This window comes from Ligilactobacillus acidipiscis DSM 15836, from assembly GCF_001435755.1.
Classification (GTDB): domain Bacteria; phylum Bacillota; class Bacilli; order Lactobacillales; family Lactobacillaceae; genus Ligilactobacillus; species Ligilactobacillus acidipiscis.
The window spans coordinates 1-24,487 of record NZ_AZFI01000013.1 but is presented as its reverse complement, the minus strand read 5'-3'; the positions used below and the strand labels follow the sequence as shown (position 1 = coordinate 24,487).

Here is a 24,487-nt window from a genome sequence, read left to right as displayed (position 1 = left end):
ACCATCAACACTATTTGACAAAGTCCCTTTTTTCAAAAGCACTGTAAACAAAAAACACTCTCCGTAATGGAAAGTGTTTTTGGAATAAACGATAATAAATTAACGTTTTGAGAATTGTGGAGCCTTACGAGCCTTCTTCAAACCTGGCTTGCGACGTTCCTTCATACGGGAGTCACGAGTCAAAAGACCAGCGCGCTTCAAAACACCACGAAATTCTGGGTCAACTTGCAACAAAGCACGAGCAATACCATGACGAGTTGCTCCGGCTTGGCCTGCATAGCCACCACCATTAACGTTTACTAAAACGTCATATTGGTCTGCTGTTTCTGTAACACCAAATGGTTGCTTGATAACTTCGATCAAGTTTTCAAATGGAATATATTCTTCAACTGATTTGCCGTTCATCGTGATCTTACCAGTACCGGGTACCAAACGAACACGAGCAACGGAGTTTTTACGACGGCCTGTGCCACTATATTGTACTTGAGCCAATTTCGAATTCCTCCTAGATTAAAGTATTGATATCCAAAACTTCTGGATTTTGTGCTGCATGCTTGTGATCTGCACCGCGATATACATGTAACTTCTTAAGTTGTTGACGGCCAAGAGTACCCTTTGGAAGCATGCCTCCAATAGAGAGTGCAAGCAACTTCTCTGGATCCTTTTCACGGTAATCCCCAGCAGTCCGTTCCTTCAAACCACCTGGATGTAATGTGTGATGATAATAGATCTTTCTTGAAGCTTTCTTACCTGTCAAAGCAACCTTGTCAGCATTGATAATGATCACAAAGTCGCCTGTGTCAACGTTTGGTGTATAAGTTGGCTTATTTTTACCGCGTAAGATAGATGCTACTGCGCTTGACAAACGACCCAAAGGGACATCTGTAGCGTCAACGACATACCATTTACGATCTACTTCGCCTGATTTTGCTAAATATGTTGTACGCACGTTTATTTCCTCCATTTATGATGCTTGTTTGACATACAATAAGTTAACGGGGCCTACTGTGGGGCAAACAATACCATGTACTATAGTACGATTTTTTTGACGACTAGTCAAATAAAAACCGATAAAAAGATAACTTTTTTCGTCCTAAATTCAGCTGACCTCTTGTTGATTTCTGAAATTCTCAACTCAGTTTTGCAAGTGTCCTTTTTTTTCAAGTTGTTGCGCTTGTTGTCCATAGTAAACTTCTTTTAAGTATAAACCGCTGGCCGGCGCAGTTTCTCTGGCCTGATTACGATCCTTGACCCCATACAAACGTAAGAAATCATGGACCGGTCGTCGCTTATTACCGATCTCCAATAACGTGGCGACCATAATGCGAACTTGATTATACAAAAAACCATTACCGCAAAATTCAAAGATCACTTCATTGTTTGCTTGGTCTTCACGAACAGTTGCCTCATAAATCGTGCGAACATGAGATTTTGTTTGACTGCCTGAGGCAACGAAACTACTGAAATCGTGAGTTCCAACAACATCTCCCATCGCCTGCTTGATCCGTTCGATGTCCAAGGGATACTTATAGTGTCCAGTGTAAAAACGTTTGAAAGGGTCAATGAACCAGGAACGCGAAACCCGATACATATATCTCTTCGCGTGAGCTTCATAACGCGCATGAAAAGTCTGCGGCACGATCTGGCAGTCAACAATTTCAATATCTAATGGCAACATACTGTTAAGTCCCCGTAACATGGCGTCGGCCGGCATATCATGGGGGAAGTCAAAATGAGCAACCTGCCCTAAGGCATGAACACCCGAATCGGTTCGTCCTGAGCCAAAAATCGTGATATATTCATCAAACTTGCTCATTTTGTTTAAGGCTTGTTCTAAGACAGATTGCACTGTCCGTTGCTTAGGCTGACTTTGAAAACCAGCAAATCTTGTTCCATCATATGCTATTGTTATTTTGTAACGACTCGTCATTATTTGTTCCTTTTCTAATACATTTAATTATTTCTGAGTAAGCATTTTGCTCTCTTAAAGAATACACTTTTATTTTGGTTGTGGTTGCCAGAAAACCAGATCTAGCTCGGCTTTCCGGCGAGTTTCTTTCCCCAGTTATTTTCTAAGCACGACTAAAGCTATCGTTAGCACGACAAATAAAATAACTGCGATCGTATCATTTCTTTTCCATTCCTGCTTGCGATACTTGGTTCTTCCTTCGCCTCCATGATACCCGCGTGCTTCCATCGCTGTCGCTAAATCTTCAGCCCGGTTGAACGAACTTACAAATAAAGGGATCAGTAATGGGATCACCGACTTGATCTGCTTGATCAAATTACCTTCACCAAAATTAACACCACGTGCTCGTTGTGCGTTCATGATTTTCGTAGTCTCATCCATTAAAGTTGGGACAAAACGCAAGGCGATCGACAACATCAGCGCGATCTCATAAACCGGCACTTTGATCTTCGTCAACGGTTTTAAAAGCAATTCTAGCCCATCCGAGATTTCGATCGGTGTCGTAGTTAAAGTCAGCAGTGTCGACATAAAAATAATCAACACAAAACGGCAAAAGACAAAGACACCATTGGTCATCCCGCTGTCGGTAACTGTAAAAGGACCCCAGTGCCAATAAACGTGTCCACCACTGGAAAAGAAAATCTGCAGTAAGACTGTAAATAAGATCAGCCAGATCAATGGTCTGACACCCTTAATGAAAAAGCCAAGCGAAATATCTGAAAGTTTAACGAACAACATGACCATCGCAGTCATTAGGACATAAGTTTCCCAATTATTACACAAAAAGACGATCACGATAAAGTAAAAACTAAGAAACAACTTCCCTCGCGGGTCCATCCGGTGGATCAAAGAATCGCCATTGATATAACGACCTAACAGCATTTTATCCATGTTGTTCATCTCCCTTGCCTGCCAAAAGCTCGGCCAGCTGTGCAGCCAATTGCTCCTCGGTCAAAGGTAAATTTTTAAATGGGACACCCTTGTCTGCTAATTTAGCCGCAAAAGCCGTTGTTTGCGGCAAACCCAAATGATGCCCTTTCAACCACTTAGGATCACTGAACACTTCTTGTGGTGTACTATCTGCGATCAAGCGGCCTTCTTCCATCACAAGCACGTGATCAGCATAATTAGCCACATCATTCATCTGATGAGTTACTAAAATAATTGTGAGGTTTTGTTGCTGGTGTAATCGTTCAAACATTTCCATCATTTCCAAGCGGCCTTTAGGATCCAATCCGGCTGTAGGTTCATCTAAAACCAAGATCTGTGGTTCCATAGCTAATACTCCTGCGATCGCGACACGACGCATCTGACCACCTGATAACTCAAATGGTGAATTTTGCAAGACACTTGCTGGTAAGCCGACCAATTCAGCCATTTTGGCAGCGAGGTCTTCGGCTTCTTCATCACTTTTACCAAAGTTTTTTGGCGCAAAGGCAATGTCTTTTAAAACTGTTTCTTCAAACAACTGTGCTTCAGGGAACTGAAAAATAAAGCCCACGTGACGTCTAAGCTCGTTTAATTCCTTATTTTTTGTTTCGGGTGTGATTTTGTTGCCTGCCACCGTCAATGTCCCGGCAGTTGGTTTGAGCAAACCATTTAAATGTTGCAGTAAAGTCGATTTACCGCTCCCAGTGTGACCAATAATAGCAGTATAACTCCCATCAGCAATATCCAGTGAAACATCTGTCAAAGCACGGTGAGAAAATGGTGTCCCACTTTGGTAAACGTAATTTAGTTTTTCAATATGGATCGACATAACCAATTCACCATGCTTTCTTCATCCATGTATTCTGCCGGTATTTGAATACCACGTTTTTTTAGTTCAAGTTTTAAGCGTTGCGGATAGGGAACATCCAAACCAATATCGATCAATTGTTCACCCTTTTGAAAAAGCTTTTCCGGCAAACTGTCATCAATGATCTGACCGTCATCGATCACGATCACTCGGTCAGCTAGCGACGCCTCATCAATATCATGTGTAATAGAGATCACCGTAAATCCTTCGATTTGATTCATTTGTCGGATCAACGAGATGATCTGCAGTCGTCCTTCAGGGTCCAACATACTGGTCGATTCATCAAAAATGACAATTTTAGGTCGAAGAGCTAATACTCCCGCGATCGCGACGCGTTGCTTTTGCCCGCCCGACAAACGAACTGGTTCGTGCTTGGCAAAATTCTGCATATCAACAACTTCCAAAGCCTTTTTGACACGCGCATGCATTTCTTCACGCTCTATTCCTTGGTTTTCGAGCCCAAAGGCCACATCTCCTTCAACATCAGCACCAACAAATTGATTGTCCGGATTTTGAAAGACCATGCCGATTTTTTTTCGAATATTCCATAAGCTTTTGTCTGTTAATTTTTCCCCATCTATGAATACTTCGCCAGCTTCTGGTTCGATCAAACCATCGATTGCCTTGGCCAAGGTACTCTTTCCACTACCATTATGGCCAATGATCGCCAGCCATTCACCTTCATTGACATGCAGGTCGATATGGGAAAGATCTAATTTCTCATTTTCCTGTGAATAACGAAAACATAGATCTTTAATGTCAATTATTCCGTTCATTTTACCTGCCCTTTCAAAATTAGTCTATAGCCTTAATCATACCATAATGCCATAAATGAAAAAATACAAATTAACAAGACCCGCTCCAGCACGTTGATTTCTCGATATGTAAAAACGACTCACGAAATATTCGTAAGCCGTTTTAAAAAATTCAAAAATTATACCAAACAAAAAATCACTTTTTACGACAAAACTTTCACAGAGAACTGCTACTTAAGACTAGACTCGGTTTGACCCATCATCGTAACGCCTATCTATTGCCATAAAAGTGACACTTGTTAATTTATTTTTAGATGCATGTAAAAATTAATCAACTAATTCCAAAACAACCATTTGGGCTGCATCTCCGCGACGTTGATCCATTTTTAAGATCCGAGTGTAACCACCGTTACGCTCTGCATAACGTGGAGCTACCTCATCAAATAATTTTTGTAAAACAGTTTGGATAACAACTTTATCTTCGTCTTCTTTAACATCAGCAACAACATCCATCATGAATGCGGCAGCACGACGACGAGCAGCTAAGTCACCCTTCTTACCCAAAGTAATCATTTTTTCAACAAACTTACGTGCTTCTTTAGCGCGTGGTTCAGTTGTAACAACTTTACCATTAACGATCACGTCAGTTGTCAGGTTGCGCAACATTGCTTTACGATGAGCACTGTCACGCCCTAATTTACGGTATGCCATGAACAGATTCCCTCCCTTGTTAGTTAGTTGATATTACTAGTCATCATGACGCAATGACAAATCCAAATCGGCCAATTTTGCCTTAACTTCTTCCAATGATTTCCGACCCAAATTACGGACCTTCATCATGTCTGCTTCTGACTTATTAGTCAATTCTTGCACGGTATTGATACCGGCACGCTTCAAGCAGTTATATGAACGAACAGACAAATCGAGTTCCTCAATCGTCATTTCGAGCATTTTTTCTTTATGAGTCTCTTCTTTTTCGACCATGATCTCGGCATTCTTAGCCTCGTCAGTCAAATCAACAAATAAAGTCAAATGTTCTGTCAAGATCTTAGCTGACAGACTGATTGCTTCACTCGGAGTAATTGATCCATTAGTCCAGACATCAAGCGTCAATTTGTCAAAATCACTCTTTTGACCAACACGTGTTTTTTCTACTTGGTAGTTGACACGTTCGATTGGGGTATAAATCGAGTCGATTGCCAATACACCGATAGGCATATCTTCAGTTTTAGCTTTATTTTCATTAGCTGAAACATAGCCACGACCCTTGTTAGCAGTCATCCGCGCATGGAACGAAGCACCATCAGCGACTGTACAAATATACAAGTCAGGGTTGAGTACTTCAACTTCACTGCTTCCTTGAATGTCGCCTGCAGTTACTTCCATTGGGCCGGTAACATCAATTTCCAATGTTTGAACGTCTTCGGAATTTAACTTCAATGCAACTTTTTTCAGATTCAAAATGATTGTGGTTACGTCTTCCAAAACACCATCAATTGATGAGAATTCATGCAAAACGCCATCAATTTGAACATCGGTGATAGCAGCACCTGGCAATGAAGAAAGAAGAATCCGACGTAAAGAGTTGCCTAGGGTTGTCCCATAACCGCGTTCTAACGGTTCAACAACAAATTTACCATAGTTTTCACTTTCTTCAACTTTTTGAATTTTTGGTTTTTCAAATTCGATCATTCTTACCTTTACCCCTTTCAAAACGTAACGTGCAATCTGGAGACAACATCATGAAGATTTCCTTCAAAATGAATGCATGTCCAAATTAAACACGACGGCGCTTTGGAGGACGGCATCCATTATGAGGTACTGGAGTAACATCTTTGATAGAAGTTACTTCAAGACCTGTTGTTTGAAGTGCACGAATTGCAGCTTCACGACCAGAACCTGGTCCCTTAACAGTAACACCGACTGTCTTCATACCATAATCCATTGCACCTTTTGCAGCTGCTTCAGATGCCATCTGAGCTGCGAATGGTGTGGACTTACGTGAGCCTTTAAAGCCCAATGAGCCAGCTGAAGACCAAGCAACAGCGTTACCATGGACATCTGTGATCATAACAAGTGTATTATTGAAAGTAGAATGAATATGTGCAACGCCGCTTTCTATATTCTTCTTGACACGACGCTTACGAGATTTATTGACTGCCATTAATTAGCTGACCTCCTTTTTTATTAGATTATTTCTTCTTGCCGGCAATTGAAATTGCTGGGCCTTTGCGTGTACGTGCATTGTTCTTCGTGTGTTGTCCACGAACGGGCAAATTACGACGATGACGCATGCCACGGTAAGAACCAATTTCTGACAAACGTTTGATGTTCAAAGCGACTTCACGACGAAGATCACCTTCAACCTTATAGTTATCAACAACAGCACGGATCTTATCTTCTTGATCAGAAGCGAGATCGCGTACACGAACGTCTTCAGAAACACCTGCTTCGCTCAAAATCTTTTGAGCAGTTGTTTTACCGATTCCGTAGATATAAGTTAAGCCGATCACGATACGTTTGTCACGTGGTAAATCGACACCTGCTATACGAGCCATTACAATTACACCTCCTATTTATTATTATCCTTGTCTTTGTTTGTGCTTCGGATTTGAGCAAATAATCATAACGCGACCTTTGCGTTTGATTACTTTGCAATGTTCGCACATTGGCTTAACTGATGGTCTTACTTTCATGAATTATACCTCCTACATAAGATTGAAGTACAATCTATCTGTAACGATAGGTGATGCGACCCTTACTTAAGTCGTATGGAGACATTTCAACCGTCACCTTATCACCCGGCAAAATACGAATATAATGCATCCGGATCTTACCTGATACATGAGCTAGAATCTCATGCCCATTTTCGAGTTCAACTTTGAACATCGCATTCGGCAAGGTTTCCTTGATCGTACCCTCAATTTCAATCACATCATCTTTCGCCACGCTAAAAGTACCTCCTTAAATTGGTTTTAAAACTTTACACTTAAAAACGTGAGAAGCTTTGTTGGAGTCCCACCTTTTTTCCGTCAGGTTTCGTTTCTTACCCTAATTTTGGGCGAACTTAACCTATTGAAAAGATAAACCTAAATTATCATAGCATAGCAGTCCTTGACATGCAAGGACAAATTAGCAAGATCGCCAAATAGTTTGAAAATGTTGCTGACTTGTTATTTAGTCGAGCTCCACATGGCAGAAGGTTGCGCTTAACCAACTTTCGCCCTCCAATGCTGAAAAACGCATTATAGGACAAAAGCCCGTTAATGCTCCCCTTCAACCCGCCATGCTTTGCTCTGTTATTATAGTCAAGCTCCCAAACTCAAAGATCGTGCCTAGCTATTTTGCTTGCCATGATGGTCTCTTCCAACAAAACTTCTCTTTATCAACTACTTACTTTAATGCATCTAAAATGTTCTCAATATCCGCATAGACTGCTGAGATCTCCTGATTACCTTTAACATTATGCAAAAGTCCCTTTTCTTCATAGAAGTCCAAAAGCGGAGTGTTCATTTTGATATTAACATCCAAACGATTCTTAACAGTTTCCGGCTTGTCATCATCACGTTGATAAAATTCATGCCCGCCGCAACGATCGCAAGTTCCTTCTACTTTAGTTGGGTTAAATACTTTATGATAAGTTGCACCACAGTTACGACAAATATACCGGCCTGTCAAACGTTCCATCAATGAATCAGGGTCAACATCAATATTGATCACTCCATTTAATGGACGTGAAAGTTCCTGACCGATTTCTTCCAAAGCATGTGTTTGGGCCATGTTACGTGGATAGCCGTCCAGCAAATAACCATCTTTGACATCGTCTTCACTTAAACGTTCTTTAACGATACCATTAGTTACTTCATCAGGGACCAATTCACCTTTATCGATGTATTTCTTTGCTTCTAAGCCCATTGGGGTTTCGTTTTTCATTGCTGCACGAAAAATATCGCCAGTAGAAATGTGGACTACTTTATATTCATCAACGATTCGTTCTGCCTGTGTTCCTTTACCGGCACCTGGCAGACCCATTAACATCAGATTCAATGCCATCAATAACCCTCCTAAATTTTAAAAGAAAAACTACATTATAAGTACCAGAAGACTACATTTAAATTATTAAACAAAGTCCTCTCACAAAAAATTGGGTGAGTCCAAGTCAATGAACACAACCCAATTTTACTATTCACGAATGAAACCGACGTACTCTTGTTTCATCATCATACCTTCTAATTGCTTGATCGTTTCAAGTGCAACACCGACAACGATCAAAAGACTAGTACCACCTAATCCGATAGACTCATCCAAACCAAAGTAGGCTGAACCGATCAATGGGATCAATGAAACCAAGCCTAAGAAAAGTGAACCCACTGTACTCAACCTCATTAAAAGAGAAGAAACATAGCGTTCAGTTTCCTTACCAGGCCAAACTGATGGAATATAGCTGCCTTGTTTTTGCAAGTTCTCAGATAATTTTTCCGGATTAACTTGCACAAAGGCATAGAAGAATGTAAATACAACGATCAATACCGTATACAGGATCATCCCTGGTGTAGTTTGCATACTAAAGATACTTGACATTACTTGATACCAGGTATCTTGCGAATGGTTCTGCGCAAATGCCATCAAGATCGTTTGTGGTGTTGCAATAAACGAACTGGCAAAAATAACAGGAATAACACCCGCTACGTTGACCTTCAATGGTAAATATGAGTTATTACCAGCACCGGCCAAGCGTCTAGTATATTGAATCGGTATCTTATAGTTAGCTTGTTGAACATAAGTTACAAAGGTAACGATCGCTAACAAAACTACCAAAAGAATAACTACATATAGAATCGGCTGCCAAACTTGGCTCATCTGCACACCAGCAAACTGCTCTTGAGCTATTTGCTGAATACCTACAGGCATCCGCGCGATGATCCCGGCCATAATGATCATCGAGATCCCGTTACCTAAACCGCGATCTGTGATCATATCACCAAGCCAAGTTGTAAACATCGTACCACCAGTTAAAATGATACCGATACTAATATAAGTTTTTACACTCGGATTTTCCACAAGACTCAAACTACTCAATGTATTAAATCCGGCAGTGATCCCGATTGACTGTATAAACGCCAACACGATTGCCAAGTATCTCGTTACTTGATTAAGTTTACGCCGACCAACTTCACCTTGCTTACTCCACTCAACAAACCGCGGTACAATGTCCATTTGCAACAGTTGCACAACAATTTGAGCAGTAATGTAAGGTGAGACTCCCATTGCTAAAATGGAGTAGTTAGTCAGTCCACCACCTGAAAAAGTATTCAAGATACTAATTAACCCTGAAGACGCAACGCCATTCAAAGCTTTAGCGTTGATCCCAGGGACGGTAATATAAGTGCCGAGACGAAATACAATCAAGACACCAAGTGTAAAAAAGATTTTTCTGCGGATCTCTTTAACAGCAAGGGCATCTCTCAGTGTCTTCAGCATTTATTAAATCACCTCAGTTTGACCGCCTGCTGCTTCAATGGCAGCTTTTGCAGATGCAGAGAATTTGTTAGCTTTAACAGTTAACTTCTTGCTAAGTTCACCATTACCCAAAATCTTAACGCCGTCTTTTTCGTTCTTAACGACACCGGATTCAACGAGCAATACAGGTGTAACTTCTGCACCATCTTCAAATTTATTAAGTGTTTCAACATTCACGATCGCATAATCTTTACGGTTAATGTTGTTGAAACCACGTTTTGGCATACGGCGGAACAAAGGCATTTGTCCACCTTCAAAACCCAAACGTACCTTGCTACGAGCCTTTTGACCTTTTTGGCCACGGCCTGCAGTCTTACCATTACCAGATGAAGTTCCACGGCCGACACGATTACGTACTTTACGTGAGCCTTCACTTGCTTGTAATTCATGTAATTTCATTACGGTTGGCACCTCCTTGTCCTAACTAAATAATTATTATTCAGCTTCTTGAACGTCCACTAAATGGTTGATCTTGCGAATTGCTCCACGCATTGCTGCGTTATTAGGAACAATAGCAGAACTGTGAAGTTTTGTCAGGCCTAAGCTCTTAACAATTTCACGCTGATTTTGGGGACGCCCGACAACTGAGCGAATTAAAGTAACTTTAATATTAGCCATTATTTGCGTCCTCCTTATTCAGCAAAGTGGGAAACAGAAACACCACGACGGGCTGCTGTTTCTTCTGCACTACGCATGTTTTCTAAACCTTTAATAGTTGCACGTACGACGTTAACAGGAGTATTTGAGCCAAGTGACTTACTTGTAACATCATCAATACCTGCAAGTTCCATAACGGCACGAACAGCGCCTCCGGCAGCAACACCGGAACCTGCTTGAGCAGGCTTAAGTAAAACTTTGCTACCACTGTGTTGGCCAACAACTTCATGAGGAAGAGTTGTTCCAGCAACTGGAACTTCGATTAAGTTCTTACCAGCAGCATCAACGGCCTTACGGATAGCTTCAGGAACTTCCTGAGCTTTACCAGTACCGAATCCTACGTGACCATTATGGTCGCCGACAATTACTAAAGCGGCAAACCGCAAACGACGTCCACCTTTTACAACTTTAGTAATACGGTTGATCGCTACGACACGATCTTCCAAATCTAATTGAGCTGGGTCAATAAAAGCCATAAACGTTAATTCCTCCTTCTTTTAAAAGTCTAAGCCATTTTCACGAGCAGCATCAGCTAATGCAAACACGCGACCATGGTACAAGTAACCGCCACGATCAAAAACAACTTCTTTGATGTTCTTATCTGCAGCACGTTTTGCTACCAAAGCACCAACGGCAGAAGCTTGTTCTGTCTTTGTACCTGCAGCAATTTCACTATCTAAAGTAGAGGCACTAGCCAGCGTCACACCCGCTACGTCATCAATAATTTGAGCGTAGATGTTTTTGTTTGAACGATAAACATTTAAGCGTGGGCACTCAGCAGTACCAGAGATCTTATTACGGACACGAATATGACGTTTTTGACGTGTCTTATTTTTGTCTGGTTTCGAAATCACTATTTTCACCTCTTGAATTTATTTAACAGCTATCATGCTGCTTTATTACTTACCAGTCTTACCTTCCTTACGAGCAACATATTCACCAACATAGCGAATACCTTTACCTTTGTAAGGTTCTGGTGCACGTGTAGCACGGATCCGGGCTGCAGCATCACCGACAAGTTCTTTGTCGATACCAGAAACAGTAATTTCTGTGTTAGAAGGAACTTCGACAGTAATACCTTCTTCTTCGGCAAATTCAACTGGGTTAGAATAACCAACGTTTAAGATCAGTGTTTTGCCTTTCATTTGTGCACGGTAACCAACACCACGAAGTTCAAGGTTTTTCTTGAAGCCTTCTGTGACACCAATTACCATGTTGTTAAAGTTAGCACGGGTTGTACCATGCAAAGCTTTAGTTTTGTAGTCGTCAGTAGGACGATCAAAAGAAACTTCATTGCCTTCGATCTTCATTGAGATCACGTCAGAGAATTCACGAGTTAATTCTCCTTTTGGGCCTTTAACAGTAACAAAGTTACCATCTTGTTTGACTTCAACGCCTTCTGGGACTGTAACAGTTTTATAACCAATACGACTCACGAGATGTACACCTCCTTGCTTCTATTTAATATTACCAAACGTAAGCGAGAACTTCGCCACCGATGTTCTTAGAACGAGCTGTTTTGTCTGTAATAACACCCTCAGATGTTGAGATCAAAGCAATACCTAAGCCGTTTAAAACTTTAGGAACTGCATCAGCTTTGACATAAGAACGTAAGCCGGGCTTTGAGATCCGACGTAAACCGGAGATAACACGTTCGTTGTTCTTATCATATTTTAAGAATACGCGGATGACACCTTGTTTGTCATCATCAATGTATTCGACATCACGGATAAAGCCTTCATTCTTAAGAATTTCAGCCATACCGCTTTTGATTTTTGAAGCAGGAATTTCAACTGATTCGTGCTTTGCCATGTTGGCATTGCGAATGCGAGTTAAAAAGTCTGCAATTGGATCGGTCATTGCCATGTTGTTTGCCTCCTTTTACTGTATATTATGGTTTACCAACTAGCCTTTTTCATGCCAGGGATCTGACCTTGATGAGCAAGTTCGCGTAGGCAAACACGGCATAATTTAAATTTGCGATAGACAGAATGTGGACGTCCACAACGTTCGCAACGTGTATATTCACGTGATGAGAACTTAGCAGGACGATGATTTCTTGCAATTTGTGACTTCTTTGCCAAGTTTGTAACCTCCTTATTTAGCGAATGGCATTCCAAGTTGTGACAACAATTCCTTGGATTCTTCGTCAGTCTGAGCAGTTGTAACAATAACGATATCCATTCCACGAACTTTGTTGACATTATCAAAATCAATTTCAGGGAAAATCAATTGTTCACGGACACCAAGAGTATAGTTACCACGGCCGTCAAAGGCACGCTTACTTACACCATGGAAGTCACGCACACGCGGCAATGATACAGAAACCAACTTGTCTAAGAAGTCATACATACGTGTACCACGTAATGTGACCTTAGCACCGATCGGCATTCCTTCACGTAAACGGAAACCGGCGATTGATTTCTTAGCCTTTGTAATAACTGGCTTTTGACCAGAGATCAAAGTCAATTCCTCAACGGCTTCGTCAAGATTCTTAGCGTTGCTGACTGCATCACCCACACCCATGTTGATCACGATTTTTTCAACTTTAGGTGCTTGCATGATTGATGAATAATTGAACTTATCGATCATTGATGGAACGATTTCGTTTGTGTATTTTTCTTTTAAACGGTTAACCATGAAAAAGTGTTCCTCCTTCCTTGCTAGGTTTAGATAATTTCACCAGTTTTTTTCGAAACACGGACTTTCTTGCCATCTTCTACCTTGAAGCCAACACGAGTTGCTTCATTGTTAGAAGGATCGATCAACATAACGTTAGAAACATGGATCGGAGCTTCAACTTCAACGATACCACCACTTGGGTTATCATTAGTTGGCTTTTGATGTTTCTTAACGATATTGACACCCTTCACGACCACACGGTCTCTAGCAGGAATAGATTGAAGGACTTCTCCTTCTTTGCCCTTATCTTTACCGGCAATTACTTTAACTTTATCATTTCTTTTAATGAACATTATTACTTGTGCACCTCCTTGTCGGATAGACGGTTGTTTTACAGAACTTCAGGTGCGAGAGAAACAATTTTCATGTAGTCCCCAGCACGTAGTTCACGGGCAACCGGTCCAAAGATACGGGTGCCTTTTGGTGATTTATCATCACCGATGATAACAGCTGCATTTTCATCAAACTTGATGTATGAACCGTCTGTACGATGTGTACCATATTTAGTACGAACGATGACTGCTTTAACAACATCGCCCTTTTTGACAACGCCACCTGGTGTTGCTTGTTTAACAGTAGCAACCACAATGTCACCGACACTGGCAGTTTTAACACGAGAGCCACCTAAAATTTTAATAACTAAAAGCTCACGTGCTCCGGAATTATCAGCAACATGTAAACGACTTTCTTGTTGGATCACAGTTATGTGACCTCCTTTCGTTATTAGATCAGAATACGAATCAGTTTATTGATTGTCTCTAAGTATCAATTAAAGAACAACTGCTTTTTCAACGATTTCTAATAAACGGAAACGTTTTGTAGCTGACAATGGCCGGGTTTCCATGATTTTTACGATGTCGCCCGTTTTTGCTTCATTGTTTTCATCATGAGCCTTGTATTTCTTGGAATACTTAACACGTTTGCCATATACAGGATGAAACTTGTATGTTTCAACAACGACAGTGATCGTCTTGTCCATCTTATCAGAAACAACACGGCCACGGTAAACTTTACGGTAGTTACGACCTTCACTCATGCGCGATTAGCCTCCTCTTCGTATTCTTTATTTTGCAGCTTCGTTTTGACGCAGCAAAGTCTTGATGCGAGCAATTGCTTTCCGAACTGTTTGCAAGCGAGCAGTATTTTCAAGCTGACCAGTTGCAGATTGGAAACGCAAATTGAACAATTCTTCTTTGTATTGCTTTTCTTTAGCAAGTAATTCGTCAGTGGTCAATTTGTTGAGTTCGTCTTTGAATTCCTTAGTTTTCATCAGATTCGCCACCTACTTCCTCACGAGAAACGATTTTAGTTCTAACAGGGAGCTTGTGTGAAGCTAAACGCAATGCTTCGTGCGCAACTTCTTTAGAAACTCCACCAACTTCAAACATGATCTTGCCACGCTTGACAGGTGCTACCCAGCCTTCTGGTGCACCTTTCCCGTTACCCATACGAGTACCGATACCTTTTGAAGTATATGATTTATGAGGGAAAATCTTGATCCAAACTTTCCCACCACGCTTCATGTAACGGGTCATAGCGATACGAGCTGCTTCGATCTGACGGTTTGAGATCCAATGTGAATCAAGTGCTTGTAAACCGTATTCGCCGAAAGCAACTGTCTTACCACCTTTGGCTTCCCCGCGCATCTTGCCACGGAATTCGCGACGATGCTTAACACGCTTTGGTACTAACATAGACTATTTCCCTCCTTTACTTTGATCTTTCTTTTCAGGTAGAACTTCACCACGGAAGATCCAAACCTTAACACCGATCTGACCATACTGAGTATTAGCTTCGACCCAAGCATAATCAATATCAGCACGAAGTGTGTGCAAAGGAACAGTTCCTTGTGAGAAGTGTTCCACACGTGACATGTCGGCACCGTTCAAACGTCCAGCAACCTGAACTTTGATACCCTTTGCACCTGCACGCATTGTACGTTGCATTGGTTGTTTCATAGCACGACGGAAAGCAACACGGCCTTCCAATTGTTGTGCAATGTTTTCACCAACTAATTTAGCATCCAAATCAGGTTTCTTGATTTCGATGATGTTGATGTGTACACGTCTGCCGGTCAAGTTGTTTAATTCTTTACGTAATTTTTCAACTTCAGAACCGCCTTTACCGATAACCATACCTGGTTTTGCAGTATGGATAGAAATGTTAACGCGCTTTGCGGCACGTTCGATCTCAACGGTAGAGACAGATGCGTCGGCTAATTTCTTTTGAATATATTCACGGATACGGATATCTTCGTGAAGGTATGAAGCAAAGTCCTTTTCAGCATACCATTTGGATTCCCAATCACGAATAATACCAACACGTAATCCAGTAGGATTTATTTTGTGACCCACGCTTATCCCTCCTTATTTTTCAGATACCACTACAGTAATGTGACTGGTACGCTTGTTGATTGGAGAAGCAGAACCCTTAGCACGAGGACGGAACCGTTTTAAAGTCGGTCCTTCGTTGACAAAAGCTTCGCTTACATATAAATCTTCAGCATCCAAGTCAAAATTGTTTTCTGCGTTGGCAATTGCGGATTTTAAAACTTTTTCAATTAGGTAAGCACCAGATCTTGGAGTAAACTTCAAGATACCAAGTGCTTCAGCAACACTCTTCCCACGGATAAGATCGATCACAAGACGCGCCTTACGTGCAGGGATGCGAACTACGCGAGCAGTTGCTTTTGCTGAGGTTACTTGTTCAGCCATTTTATTTCCTCCCTTAGATTATCTTGCGACGGTCTTTTTATCGTCAGTGCCATGACCATGGAATGTCCGTGTTGGAACAAATTCACCAAGTTTATGACCAACCATATCTTCTTGGATATAAACTGGAACTTGCTTGCGGCCGTCATGAACAGCGATCGTATATCCAACAAAGCTAGGATAGATCGTCGAACGACGTGACCAAGTTTTAATAACGGATTTCTTTTCATTATCAGCTTGTGCTGCGATTTTTTTTAACAGATGTTCATCTGCAAAAGGTCCCTTTTTCAAACTACGACTCAAGAGTTATCCTCCTTTCGGATAGAACCACCATGATTTTACTGGTGATTATTTCTTCTTGCGACCACGAACAATAAATTTATTTGAACGTGCTTTCTTAGAACGTGTCTTCTTACCAGCAGTCTTCTTACCCCAAGGAGACAAAGGACTTGGCATACCAACAGGAGCCTTACCTTCACCACCACCATGCGGGTGATCATTAGGGTTCATTACAGAACCACGAGACTGAGGACGAACGCCCATCCAACGTTTACGACCAGCTTTACCAAGCTTGATCAATTCATGCTGTGCATTACCAACAGAACCGATCGTTGCACGACAAGTACCTAAGATTTGGCGTACTTCACCGGAAGCCAAACGTACTGTAACATACTTCTCTTCCTTACCAAGTAATTGTGCTGATGTACCAGCAGAACGAACTAATTGTCCACCTTGGCCAGGGTTTAATTCGATGTTATGAATAGTAGTACCAGCTGGCATATTCATTAATGGTAATGTATTACCAACTTTGATATCAGCATCTGCACCAGATTTAACAGTCTGGCCAACTTCAAGGCCCTTAGGTGCGAGAATGTATGATTTAATACCGTCAGCGTAAACGATCAAGGCGATGTTAGCTGAACGGTTAGGATCGTATTCGATCGTCTTAACTGTTGCGGGAACATCATCTTTAATACGCTTAAAATCGATCAAGCGATATTGACGTTTGTGACCGCCGCCACGGTGACGAACAGTTTTATGACCGTAAACATTACGACCAGCAGTTTTGCTTTGAGAAGAAAGCAATGACTTTTCAGGAGTTGTGCTTGTAATTTCTTCAAAGTCAGAAGTAGTCATATTACGGCGACCATTTGAGGTCGGTTTGTATACTCTGATCCCCACTATTTTTCCCTCCTATGTTAATTATTCTTCTTCAAAAATTTTAATTTCTTTTGATTCAGGTGTTAAAGTAACGATTGCCTTACGACGCTTCTTTGTGTAGCCTTCGTAACGACCCATACGTTTCTTCTTACCTTTTAAGTTCATGACATTAACTTTTGCAACTTTAACATCAAAGATTTCTTCAACAGCATCTTTGATCTGGAACTTCGTTGCATTAGTATTAACATCAAATGTGTAGCGCTTGTCGTCCAAGTCAGCCATCGATGCTTCGGTGATAACTGGACGTAAAATTACATCACGTGCTTCCATTATGCTAGACCCTCCTCTACTTGAGAAAGAGCTCCTTTTGTGATGACAACTTTGTCACTGTCAATAACGTTCAATACATTCAAACCTTTTGCAGGAAGAACTGTAACATTTTTAAGGTTACGAGCTGAACGAGCAGCGTTTTCGTTATCATCTTCAAGAACTACTAATACTTTAGAGTTAACATTTAAACTCTTAAGAGATGCTGCAAAGTCCTTAGTCTTTGGTTGTTCGAATTCAAATGAATCAACAACTACTAAGCTTTCATCAATTACTTTTTGTGAAAGAACAGATTTAAGAGCCAAACGACTAACTTTGCGTGGAAGTTTGTAGGCGTATGAACGTGGTGTTGGTCCGAAGATCGTACCACCGCCGACCCAAAGTGGTGAGCGTGTGGAACCAGCACGAGCACGGCCAGTACCCTTTTGACGCCATGGTTTCTTACCACCACCGCGAACGGCAGTCCTGTTCTTAACAGCATGTGTTCCTTGGCGAAGTGATGCGCGTTGCATCAAGACTGCGTCATGAACTGCGTTGTTGTTTGGTTCGATACCAAAAATTGTGTCATTTAATTCAACTTCACCATTTTTGCTACCATCTTGTTTAAATAATGCAACTGTAGGCATGTTTGTATTTCCTCCCTTCCCTTAATTTATTTCACTGTACTTTTAACAGTAACGAATGACTTGTTCGCGCCAGGTACGTTACCCTTAATGAAAAGTACACCATTGTCTGTATCAGCTTTAACGATCTTTAAGTTTTGAATCGTTACCTTGTTACCACCCATACGTCCTGGAAGTACCTTGCCAGGAAATACGCGGTTGATAATTGCACCCATTGAACCTGGGCGACGATGATAACGAGAACCGTGTGCCATCGGACCACGAGCCTGGTTCCAACGTTTAATGTTACCTTGGAAACCTTTACCCTTTGATGTTCCGGTTACATCCACGCTGTCTCCTTCTGAGAAGACGTCAGCATGAATTTCGTCACCGACTTTGTAATCTCCCAGCTCAACATCGCGGATTTCACGAACGAAGCGCTTAGGAGCAGTATTTGCTTTTGCTGCATGACCTTTAGCAGGTTTGTTAGCCTTGATCGCACGCACATCGTCGTAGCCCAATTGGACTGCTTCGTAACCGTCATTTTCAACAGTTTTGATCTGCATTACAACGTTGGCATCAACTTTCACAACAGTTACGGGAACTAATTCGCCGTTCTCTGTGAAAACTTGAGTCATACCTACTTTTTTTCCTAAGATTCCTTTTGTGGTCATGAGTACACCTCCAATTAAATTGATTTAAAATAGAAAAAATGAATTAAAGCTTGATCTCAATGTCAACGCCAGAAGGCAAGTCGAGTTTCATCAATGAATCAACTGTCTTTGGTGTTGGGTTGACGATGTCGATCAAACGTTTATGTGTCCGCATTTCAAATTGCTCACGAGCATCTTTATGCTTATGTGGTGATGAAAGAACTGTGTACAATGTACGTTCTGTAGGCAATGGAATTGGGCCTGAGATTTCAGCACCTGTTCTCTTTGCTGTTTCAACGATCTTGTCCGCAGACTGATCTAAAATACGGTGTTCGTATGCTTTAAGGCGAATACGAATTTTTTGTTTTGCCATGTTGTTCCCTCCTTCGTCCATTTTAGAAATAAGACTAGCTCCGCGAAAATTACCGATATACCCGTGGCAAAGCATCCGGGTGTGTCGCAACCTTTCGCATCAAAGCTCGAAATATCCGTTTGGCGGCATACCAAACGACGTACCTGTTCAAACAGGTACCTAACTATAGTATTACATTTATTCCGTGTTAGCAAGGATTTTCTGAAAGTTTTTTGAAAAATCTCTAATTTTCGCAAATTTACGGAAGATCCTATCTAACTTTCATAATTAAGACTATTTAATAGTCAAATACTAACTTTCTACAGATAGATATCTGCTTTACTCTTATCCATCTGACTCTAACTTGTTTGCGAAATGAAAAGTCAGGCTTATTTAGCACAACCTGCAAAAAGTTTTTTATTGAACCTTTTCATAGATATAGGTAAAATATTGGCAAAGTACTTCATTATCTCACTCAAAGGAGTCTTACCATGTCAAATAAAAAAGCATTACTAGTGATCGATTATACGAATGACTTTGTCGCCAGTGACGGAGCTTTGAATTGCGGTGAACCTGGTCGTGCAATCGAAGATGATTTATTGCAACACGTTAAAGAATTCGACGAAAAAGGCGATTACATCATTTTGCCAACTGACTATCATTTTAAAGATGATCCTTTTCATCCTGAAACTGCCCTTTTCCCACCTCATAACATCGCTGGTACACCTGGGCAAGAACTTTATGGTCAGTTAGCCTCCTGGTATCACAAACATCAGGACCAAGACAATGTTTACAAATTCAACAAAAATCGTTATTCTAGTTTTCAAAATACCAACTTGGACAACTATTTGCGCAGTCGCGACATCAAAGACCTTTATTTAACAGGTGTTTGTACCGACATTTGTGTTCTGCATACTGCCATTGCTGCATACAATTTAGATTATCACAGTAATGTCTATGAAGACAGCGTCGCCAGCTTCGACCAAGTCGGTCACAAGTGGGCTCTGGCGCATTTCAAAAACTCACTCGGAGCTAACGTGCTTACAACTGATAAATGATTTTTCGGATCATACGAAAAAAGAACCGCTCGAGATTTAACTCGAACAGCTCTTTTTTTGTTTTCATTCAAGCTTACTTAGCTTCTCCGCCGTTCTTCTTGATGATATCTTCTTGAATTGACTTCGGTACTGGTTCGTAGTGGTCAAATGTCATTGTGAAGGTACCACGACCCTGAGTTGATGAACGCAAGGTAGTAGCATAACCAAACATTTCTGACAACGGAACGAATGAATGTACTAACTCAGCGTTACCGCGAGCTTCCATACCGTCAACACGTCCACGACGAGCAGTAACGTGACCCATAACATCACCCAAGTTATCTTCAGGGGCAACGATATCGACCTTCATGATCGGTTCAAGGATCACAGCGCCACCACCTTTAGCGGCATTACGCAAAGCGATCGAGGCAGCAACTTTAAAGGCTGCTTCACTAGAATCGACATCATGGTAAGAACCATCGTATAACTTAGCTTTAACGTCGATCAAAGGATAGCCGGCAAGAATACCGTTAGCCATTGATTCTTTCAAGCCTTGTTCTACAGCAGGAATATATTCACGAGGAACAACACCACCAACGATAGCATTTTCGAATGAGAATCCTTCGCCTTCTTCAGCAGGTGTGAATTCGATCCAAACATCACCGTATTGTCCCTTACCACCAGACTGACGAACGAATTTACCTTGAGCAGAAACCTGCTTAGTAAATGTTTCACGGTAAGCAACTTGTGGTTCACCGACTTTAGCTTCAACGTGGAATTCACGTTTCATCCGGTCAACGATGATATCCAAGTGAAGTTCACCCATCCCAGAGATCAATGTTTCACCAGTTTCCTGGTTAGTTTCAGCCTTGAAAGTAGGATCTTCTTCAGCAAGTTTTTGCAAAGCAACATCCATCTTGTCTTGGTCGGCCTTAGTATTAGGTTCGATCGAAACTTGGATAACTGGATCTGGGAATTCCATTGATTCAAGGATCAATGGACGGTCTGTTGCTGTCAATGAGTCACCTGTTGTGGTGTTCTTCAAACCGATCGCAGCAGCGATATCACCAGAGAATACTTCTGGGATCTCTTTACGGTGGTTAGAATGCATCTGCAACAAACGTCCAACACGTTCACGTTTGTCTTTAGTAGCGTTCAAAACATATGAACCGGCTTCCAAAGTACCCGTGTAAACACGGAAGAATGTCAAACGACCAACGAATGGATCAGTAGCGATCTTAAATGCTAAACCAGCAAATGGTGCATCATCGTCGGCATGCAATTCAACTTGGTCACCTGTATCAGGATCAGTTGCATTGTATGGACGAACATCAAGTGGTGATGGCAAGTAATCATTCACACCATCAAGCATCATCTGAACACCCTTGTTCTTGAAAGCAGAACCAGCAAAAACAGGGTAGATATCTAAGTTCAAAGTAGCTTTACGGATAGCAGCCTTGATCTCATCAGCAGGAATATCTTCACCTTCAAGATATTTTTCCATGATATCATCATCAAGATCAGCTAATTGTTCAAGCATTTGATCACGATGTTTTTGAGCTTCTTCCTTCAAGTCATCAGGAATATCAACGGTATCCCATTCTGAACCAAGTTCATCTTCATCATACAAGTCAGCTTTCATGTCGATCAAATCGATGACACCTTGGAAATCATCTTCGGCACCGATAGGCATTTGAACGGCAACAGCATTAGCTTGCAAACGATCCTTGATCGTAGATACTGAGTAGTCAAAGTCAGCACCAAGCTTGTCCATCTTATTAACGAACACGATACGGGGAACATTATAGGTTGTAGCTTGACGCCAAACATTTTCAGTCTGAGGTTCAACACCTGATTGACCATCCAAGACAACTACAGCACCATCAAGGACACGCAAGGAACGTTCAACTTCAACTGTGAAGTCAACGTGTCCTGGGGTATCAATAATGTTGATGCGGTGGTCTTTCCATTCAGCTGTTGTAGCAGCCGATGTGATAGTGATCCCACGTTCTTGTTCTTGGTCCATCCAGTCCATTTGTGATGCGCCATCATGAGTTTCACCGATCTTATGAATACGGCCAGTATAGTAAAGGATACGTTCAGTCGTAGTCGTTTTACCTGCATCAATATGGGCAACGATCCCGATGTTCCGGGTTTTTTCCAATGGAAATTCACGTTTATTAGCCATTGAGAATTTGTCTCCTTCCAAAATCATTAGTTAACCGGCCCAGACAAAGTAAGGTCGGCTGACACCTGGCAAGTGTCTAACATTATTATACAATCTAAAAAACGGCCATTATAGGATTTCTTGAAATCATATAACAGCCATTTTCAAAAAATTACCAGCGATAATGTGCAAATGCACGGTTAGCATCTGCCATTTTATGTGTGTCTTCACGTTTCCTAACAGATGCACCGGTATTGTTAGCTGCATCCATGATCTCACGTGCTAAACGTTCTGACATTGTGTGTTCCCCACGCAAACGTGAGTAATTTACAAGCCAACGTAAGCCAAGTGTTGATCTTCTTTCAGGACGAACTTCGATCGGGACCTGATAGTTAGAACCACCAACACGGCGAGCTTTAACTTCCAAGACTGGCATGATGTTCTTCATTGCTTCTTCGAAAACATCAAGTGGTTCATTTCCTGTTTCAGATTTAATCATATCAAATGCATCATATAAAATTCTTGAAGCTGTCCCACGTTTACCGTCAACCATCAAACGGTTGATCAAACGTGTCACCAATTTAGAATTGTAAATTGGATCTGGGAGTACTTCGCGTTTTGCAACGGCACCTTTTCTTGGCATCGTAGATAACCTCCTCAAATTCTAGAAAAATATGTTTATTGTAACTGAGCGACTAAGTAGTCAGCTTATTTCTTAGGCTTCTTTGCACCGTACTTAGAACGGCTTTGCATCCGGCCTTCAACACCTGCAGTATCCAAAGCACCACGGATAACGTGATAACGAACACCAGGCAGATCCTTTACACGACCGCCACGAACCAAAACAACACTATGTTCTTGCAAGTTATGGCCGATACCAGGAATGTAAGCTGTAACTTCGATCAAGTTAGACAAACGAACACGCGCATATTTACGCAAAGCTGAGTTAGGCTTCTTTGGTGTCATTGTACCGACACGAGTAGCAACACCACGTTTTTGCGGAGCAGCATTTTTTGTAGTTACTTTTCTATAACTGTTATACCCAAAGTTTAAAGCTGGGGAATCAGACATTGAAGAATTAGATTTACGACCTTTACGAATTAACTGGTTAATTGTTGGCATCTAAAACTTCCTCCTTCCTTGTTTTCGATAATTTTAAGTCCACACATCCAGGAGTTTCATTTTTGTTCATAAAAATAAACGTCCCCAGACGTAATGTCATACTTGCGCTAACTTGTTCACAGCCAGCACGATCTTGGCAAGACCAAGAGAACTGTTCACATAAAGCACCTTTACTAGGGTACCATCATTTTCTGTTACTTGTCAAACAAATTCTGCAGTTTTTTGCGTATCTTTTAATGAGGTGATAAAATTGCTAAACTTTTTAATTTTTTGTTGCGGTGCCAGTCTGGCATCCTTTACTGTCTGCACAGCTTTTCGCTATCAAAACAAAATTTCAATACTGACGCCCCGCTCATTTTGCGACCACTGTCGCCGGCAATTAAAGTGGTGGCAGTTAGTCCCCATACTGGGATGGCTTTTGCAAAAGGGACGTTGTGCTTTTTGCGGGCACAAGATACCTCTGCTAAGTTTTGTCCTTGAATTGATCTACGGATCATTATTTATTTTCATCAGTTACCACAGTCTGACTCGTCAGGCTTTTTTGCTGGCAACTTGCCTACAGATCTGGTTATTACTTTTAGCTCTCGAAGATCATTATACTATGCATGTCTCTAGTCGCCTGCTGTATTTCGGCAGTTTGCTAATATTATTGCAGGCCCTGCCTCAAATATATCTTTCATGCACAGCTTCTTGGCTCCAATTGCTGCTTTTCTTCTTATTATGCTTTACTTTTGAAAAAATGAATAAGTTAGGACAGGCTGATACTTTTTGCCTGTTAGTTTTAATGTTGATCTATGGTTTCGAACTTGGTTGTTACATACTGTTAGTTGCGACCACTTTATTTTTGCTAAACTTTTACCGGCAAGGTCGACACACTCCCCATGCTTTTCTTCCTTGTTTAACCGCTGGGTTTGTAATTTTAACCTTTTTAGGCTTGATTTGAAGATCGGGTAGGAGATAGTTCACACTATCGA

General features: G+C 41.3%; 40 protein-coding genes. 2 read left to right on the top strand and 38 right to left on the bottom strand.

Going from position 1 to position 24,487, the window contains the following annotated elements; all coding sequences use genetic code 11:
* Positions 1-99: 99 nt before the first annotated feature.
* From rpsI to rpsJ, 35 genes are all read right to left on the bottom strand, one after another.
* Positions 100-492: a 30S ribosomal protein S9 gene (gene rpsI / locus FC65_RS02250; protein ID WP_010496745.1), complete on the bottom strand. Its 393-nt coding sequence runs from the start codon at positions 490-492 to the stop codon at positions 100-102.
* Between the two features lie 13 nt (positions 493-505).
* Positions 506-949, bottom strand: coding sequence for a 50S ribosomal protein L13 (rplM, locus tag FC65_RS02245; RefSeq protein WP_010496744.1), 444 nt, complete (start codon positions 947-949; stop codon positions 506-508).
* A gap of 186 nt (positions 950-1,135) precedes the next feature.
* Positions 1,136-1,930, bottom strand: coding sequence for a tRNA pseudouridine(38-40) synthase TruA (truA, locus tag FC65_RS02240; RefSeq protein ID WP_056971380.1), 795 nt, complete (start codon positions 1,928-1,930; stop codon positions 1,136-1,138).
* 135 nt (positions 1,931-2,065) lie between these two features.
* Positions 2,066-2,860 carry an energy-coupling factor transporter transmembrane component T family protein gene (locus FC65_RS02235; protein ID WP_056971379.1) on the bottom strand — a complete coding sequence of 265 codons (795 nt, stop codon included), beginning with the start codon at positions 2,858-2,860 and terminating at the stop codon, positions 2,066-2,068.
* Positions 2,853-3,728, bottom strand: coding sequence for an energy-coupling factor ABC transporter ATP-binding protein (locus tag FC65_RS02230; protein ID WP_056971378.1), 876 nt, complete (start codon positions 3,726-3,728; stop codon positions 2,853-2,855). The genes FC65_RS02235 and FC65_RS02230 overlap by 8 nt, the downstream gene beginning before the upstream one ends.
* Positions 3,704-4,543 (bottom strand): energy-coupling factor ABC transporter ATP-binding protein, encoded by an 840-nt coding sequence (locus FC65_RS02225; protein WP_056971377.1) that lies wholly within the window; start codon positions 4,541-4,543, stop codon positions 3,704-3,706. Before FC65_RS02225 ends, FC65_RS02230 begins: the two co-directional genes overlap by 25 nt.
* A gap of 306 nt (positions 4,544-4,849) precedes the next feature.
* Positions 4,850-5,233: a 50S ribosomal protein L17 gene (gene rplQ, locus FC65_RS02220; RefSeq protein WP_056971376.1), complete on the bottom strand. Its 384-nt coding sequence runs from the start codon at positions 5,231-5,233 to the stop codon at positions 4,850-4,852.
* 36 nt (positions 5,234-5,269) lie between these two features.
* Positions 5,270-6,214: a DNA-directed RNA polymerase subunit alpha gene (locus FC65_RS02215; RefSeq protein ID WP_010496737.1), complete on the bottom strand. Its 945-nt coding sequence runs from the start codon at positions 6,212-6,214 to the stop codon at positions 5,270-5,272.
* Positions 6,215-6,299: 85 nt separating this feature from the next.
* On the bottom strand, positions 6,300-6,686 hold the full coding sequence (gene rpsK / locus FC65_RS02210) for a 30S ribosomal protein S11 (RefSeq protein ID WP_010496736.1): 387 nt from the start codon (positions 6,684-6,686) through the stop codon (positions 6,300-6,302).
* 28 nt (positions 6,687-6,714) lie between these two features.
* On the bottom strand, positions 6,715-7,080 hold the full coding sequence (rpsM, locus tag FC65_RS02205; protein ID WP_010496735.1) for a 30S ribosomal protein S13: 366 nt from the start codon (positions 7,078-7,080) through the stop codon (positions 6,715-6,717).
* Positions 7,081-7,104: 24 nt separating this feature from the next.
* Positions 7,105-7,218: a 50S ribosomal protein L36 gene (gene rpmJ / locus FC65_RS02200; protein ID WP_010496734.1), complete on the bottom strand. Its 114-nt coding sequence runs from the start codon at positions 7,216-7,218 to the stop codon at positions 7,105-7,107.
* Between the two features lie 34 nt (positions 7,219-7,252).
* Positions 7,253-7,471, bottom strand: a complete 219-nt coding sequence (gene infA / locus FC65_RS02195) for a translation initiation factor IF-1 (protein ID WP_010496733.1) — start codon at positions 7,469-7,471, stop codon at positions 7,253-7,255.
* Positions 7,472-7,915: 444 nt separating this feature from the next.
* Positions 7,916-8,575 (bottom strand): adenylate kinase, encoded by a 660-nt coding sequence (locus FC65_RS02190; RefSeq protein WP_056971375.1) that lies wholly within the window; start codon positions 8,573-8,575, stop codon positions 7,916-7,918.
* A gap of 129 nt (positions 8,576-8,704) precedes the next feature.
* Entirely contained in the window at positions 8,705-10,003 is a 1,299-nt protein-coding gene (gene secY, locus FC65_RS02185) for a preprotein translocase subunit SecY (RefSeq protein ID WP_056971374.1), read from the bottom strand.
* A gap of 3 nt (positions 10,004-10,006) precedes the next feature.
* Positions 10,007-10,441 (bottom strand): 50S ribosomal protein L15, encoded by a 435-nt coding sequence (gene rplO / locus FC65_RS02180; RefSeq protein ID WP_010496730.1) that lies wholly within the window; start codon positions 10,439-10,441, stop codon positions 10,007-10,009.
* Positions 10,442-10,477: 36 nt separating this feature from the next.
* Positions 10,478-10,660 carry a 50S ribosomal protein L30 gene (gene rpmD / locus FC65_RS02175; RefSeq protein WP_056971373.1) on the bottom strand — a complete coding sequence of 61 codons (183 nt, stop codon included), beginning with the start codon at positions 10,658-10,660 and terminating at the stop codon, positions 10,478-10,480.
* 14 nt (positions 10,661-10,674) lie between these two features.
* On the bottom strand, positions 10,675-11,175 hold the full coding sequence (rpsE, locus tag FC65_RS02170) for a 30S ribosomal protein S5 (protein ID WP_010496727.1): 501 nt from the start codon (positions 11,173-11,175) through the stop codon (positions 10,675-10,677).
* A gap of 21 nt (positions 11,176-11,196) precedes the next feature.
* Positions 11,197-11,553, bottom strand: coding sequence for a 50S ribosomal protein L18 (rplR, locus tag FC65_RS02165; protein WP_056971372.1), 357 nt, complete (start codon positions 11,551-11,553; stop codon positions 11,197-11,199).
* Between the two features lie 45 nt (positions 11,554-11,598).
* Entirely contained in the window at positions 11,599-12,135 is a 537-nt protein-coding gene (gene rplF / locus FC65_RS02160; protein ID WP_010496724.1) for a 50S ribosomal protein L6, read from the bottom strand.
* Between the two features lie 31 nt (positions 12,136-12,166).
* Positions 12,167-12,565, bottom strand: a complete 399-nt coding sequence (gene rpsH / locus FC65_RS02155) for a 30S ribosomal protein S8 (protein WP_010496722.1) — start codon at positions 12,563-12,565, stop codon at positions 12,167-12,169.
* Positions 12,566-12,597: 32 nt separating this feature from the next.
* Positions 12,598-12,783 (bottom strand): type Z 30S ribosomal protein S14, encoded by a 186-nt coding sequence (locus FC65_RS02150; RefSeq protein ID WP_010496720.1) that lies wholly within the window; start codon positions 12,781-12,783, stop codon positions 12,598-12,600.
* A 13-nt stretch (positions 12,784-12,796) separates the two neighbouring features.
* Positions 12,797-13,339 (bottom strand): 50S ribosomal protein L5, encoded by a 543-nt coding sequence (gene rplE, locus FC65_RS02145; RefSeq protein ID WP_010496719.1) that lies wholly within the window; start codon positions 13,337-13,339, stop codon positions 12,797-12,799.
* Positions 13,340-13,368: 29 nt separating this feature from the next.
* Positions 13,369-13,674, bottom strand: coding sequence for a 50S ribosomal protein L24 (gene rplX / locus FC65_RS02140; protein WP_010496717.1), 306 nt, complete (start codon positions 13,672-13,674; stop codon positions 13,369-13,371).
* A gap of 38 nt (positions 13,675-13,712) precedes the next feature.
* Positions 13,713-14,081 (bottom strand): 50S ribosomal protein L14, encoded by a 369-nt coding sequence (gene rplN, locus FC65_RS02135; RefSeq protein ID WP_010496715.1) that lies wholly within the window; start codon positions 14,079-14,081, stop codon positions 13,713-13,715.
* Between the two features lie 69 nt (positions 14,082-14,150).
* On the bottom strand, positions 14,151-14,417 hold the full coding sequence (rpsQ, locus tag FC65_RS02130) for a 30S ribosomal protein S17 (protein WP_010496714.1): 267 nt from the start codon (positions 14,415-14,417) through the stop codon (positions 14,151-14,153).
* A 27-nt stretch (positions 14,418-14,444) separates the two neighbouring features.
* A complete protein-coding gene (gene rpmC, locus FC65_RS02125) occupies positions 14,445-14,651 on the bottom strand; it encodes a 50S ribosomal protein L29 (protein WP_010496712.1) in 207 nt (68 codons plus the stop codon).
* Positions 14,641-15,075 carry a 50S ribosomal protein L16 gene (rplP, locus tag FC65_RS02120; RefSeq protein WP_010496710.1) on the bottom strand — a complete coding sequence of 145 codons (435 nt, stop codon included), beginning with the start codon at positions 15,073-15,075 and terminating at the stop codon, positions 14,641-14,643. The genes rpmC and rplP overlap by 11 nt, the downstream gene beginning before the upstream one ends.
* 3 nt (positions 15,076-15,078) lie before the next feature.
* A complete protein-coding gene (gene rpsC, locus FC65_RS02115) occupies positions 15,079-15,735 on the bottom strand; it encodes a 30S ribosomal protein S3 (protein ID WP_010496708.1) in 657 nt (218 codons plus the stop codon).
* Positions 15,736-15,747: 12 nt separating this feature from the next.
* Entirely contained in the window at positions 15,748-16,095 is a 348-nt protein-coding gene (gene rplV / locus FC65_RS02110; RefSeq protein ID WP_010496707.1) for a 50S ribosomal protein L22, read from the bottom strand.
* A gap of 18 nt (positions 16,096-16,113) precedes the next feature.
* Positions 16,114-16,395 carry a 30S ribosomal protein S19 gene (rpsS, locus tag FC65_RS02105; RefSeq protein ID WP_010496705.1) on the bottom strand — a complete coding sequence of 94 codons (282 nt, stop codon included), beginning with the start codon at positions 16,393-16,395 and terminating at the stop codon, positions 16,114-16,116.
* A 45-nt stretch (positions 16,396-16,440) separates the two neighbouring features.
* The gene (rplB, locus tag FC65_RS02100) at positions 16,441-17,274 is read right to left on the bottom strand and encodes a 50S ribosomal protein L2 (protein ID WP_056971371.1); all 834 of its coding nucleotides are present in this window, start codon (positions 17,272-17,274) and stop codon (positions 16,441-16,443) included.
* 21 nt (positions 17,275-17,295) lie between these two features.
* Complete coding sequence (gene rplW / locus FC65_RS02095) at positions 17,296-17,583, bottom strand: 50S ribosomal protein L23 (RefSeq protein WP_010496701.1); 288 nt, start codon at positions 17,581-17,583, stop codon at positions 17,296-17,298.
* Positions 17,583-18,206: a 50S ribosomal protein L4 gene (rplD, locus tag FC65_RS02090; RefSeq protein ID WP_010496699.1), complete on the bottom strand. Its 624-nt coding sequence runs from the start codon at positions 18,204-18,206 to the stop codon at positions 17,583-17,585. The genes rplW and rplD overlap by 1 nt, the downstream gene beginning before the upstream one ends.
* A 26-nt stretch (positions 18,207-18,232) precedes the next feature.
* Positions 18,233-18,856, bottom strand: coding sequence for a 50S ribosomal protein L3 (gene rplC / locus FC65_RS02085; protein WP_010496697.1), 624 nt, complete (start codon positions 18,854-18,856; stop codon positions 18,233-18,235).
* A 43-nt stretch (positions 18,857-18,899) separates the two neighbouring features.
* Positions 18,900-19,208, bottom strand: a complete 309-nt coding sequence (rpsJ, locus tag FC65_RS02080) for a 30S ribosomal protein S10 (protein WP_010496695.1) — start codon at positions 19,206-19,208, stop codon at positions 18,900-18,902.
* Positions 19,209-19,678: 470 nt separating this feature from the next.
* Between rpsJ and FC65_RS02075 the strand changes: the two genes are divergently transcribed.
* The gene (locus FC65_RS02075; protein ID WP_056971370.1) at positions 19,679-20,245 is read left to right on the top strand and encodes a cysteine hydrolase family protein; all 567 of its coding nucleotides are present in this window, start codon (positions 19,679-19,681) and stop codon (positions 20,243-20,245) included.
* A 73-nt stretch (positions 20,246-20,318) separates the two neighbouring features.
* On the opposite strand, the gene fusA is transcribed toward FC65_RS02075, so the two are convergent.
* From fusA to rpsL, 3 genes are all read right to left on the bottom strand, one after another.
* Complete coding sequence (gene fusA, locus FC65_RS02070) at positions 20,319-22,412, bottom strand: elongation factor G (RefSeq protein WP_010496686.1); 2,094 nt, start codon at positions 22,410-22,412, stop codon at positions 20,319-20,321.
* Between the two features lie 151 nt (positions 22,413-22,563).
* On the bottom strand, positions 22,564-23,034 hold the full coding sequence (rpsG, locus tag FC65_RS02065) for a 30S ribosomal protein S7 (protein WP_010496685.1): 471 nt from the start codon (positions 23,032-23,034) through the stop codon (positions 22,564-22,566).
* Positions 23,035-23,099: 65 nt separating this feature from the next.
* Positions 23,100-23,513 (bottom strand): 30S ribosomal protein S12, encoded by a 414-nt coding sequence (rpsL, locus tag FC65_RS02060; protein WP_010496682.1) that lies wholly within the window; start codon positions 23,511-23,513, stop codon positions 23,100-23,102.
* Between the two features lie 250 nt (positions 23,514-23,763).
* Between rpsL and FC65_RS11445 the strand changes: the two genes are divergently transcribed.
* On the top strand, positions 23,764-24,456 hold the full coding sequence (locus FC65_RS11445) for a prepilin peptidase (protein WP_010496681.1): 693 nt from the start codon (positions 23,764-23,766) through the stop codon (positions 24,454-24,456).
* Positions 24,457-24,487 lie beyond the last annotated feature (31 nt).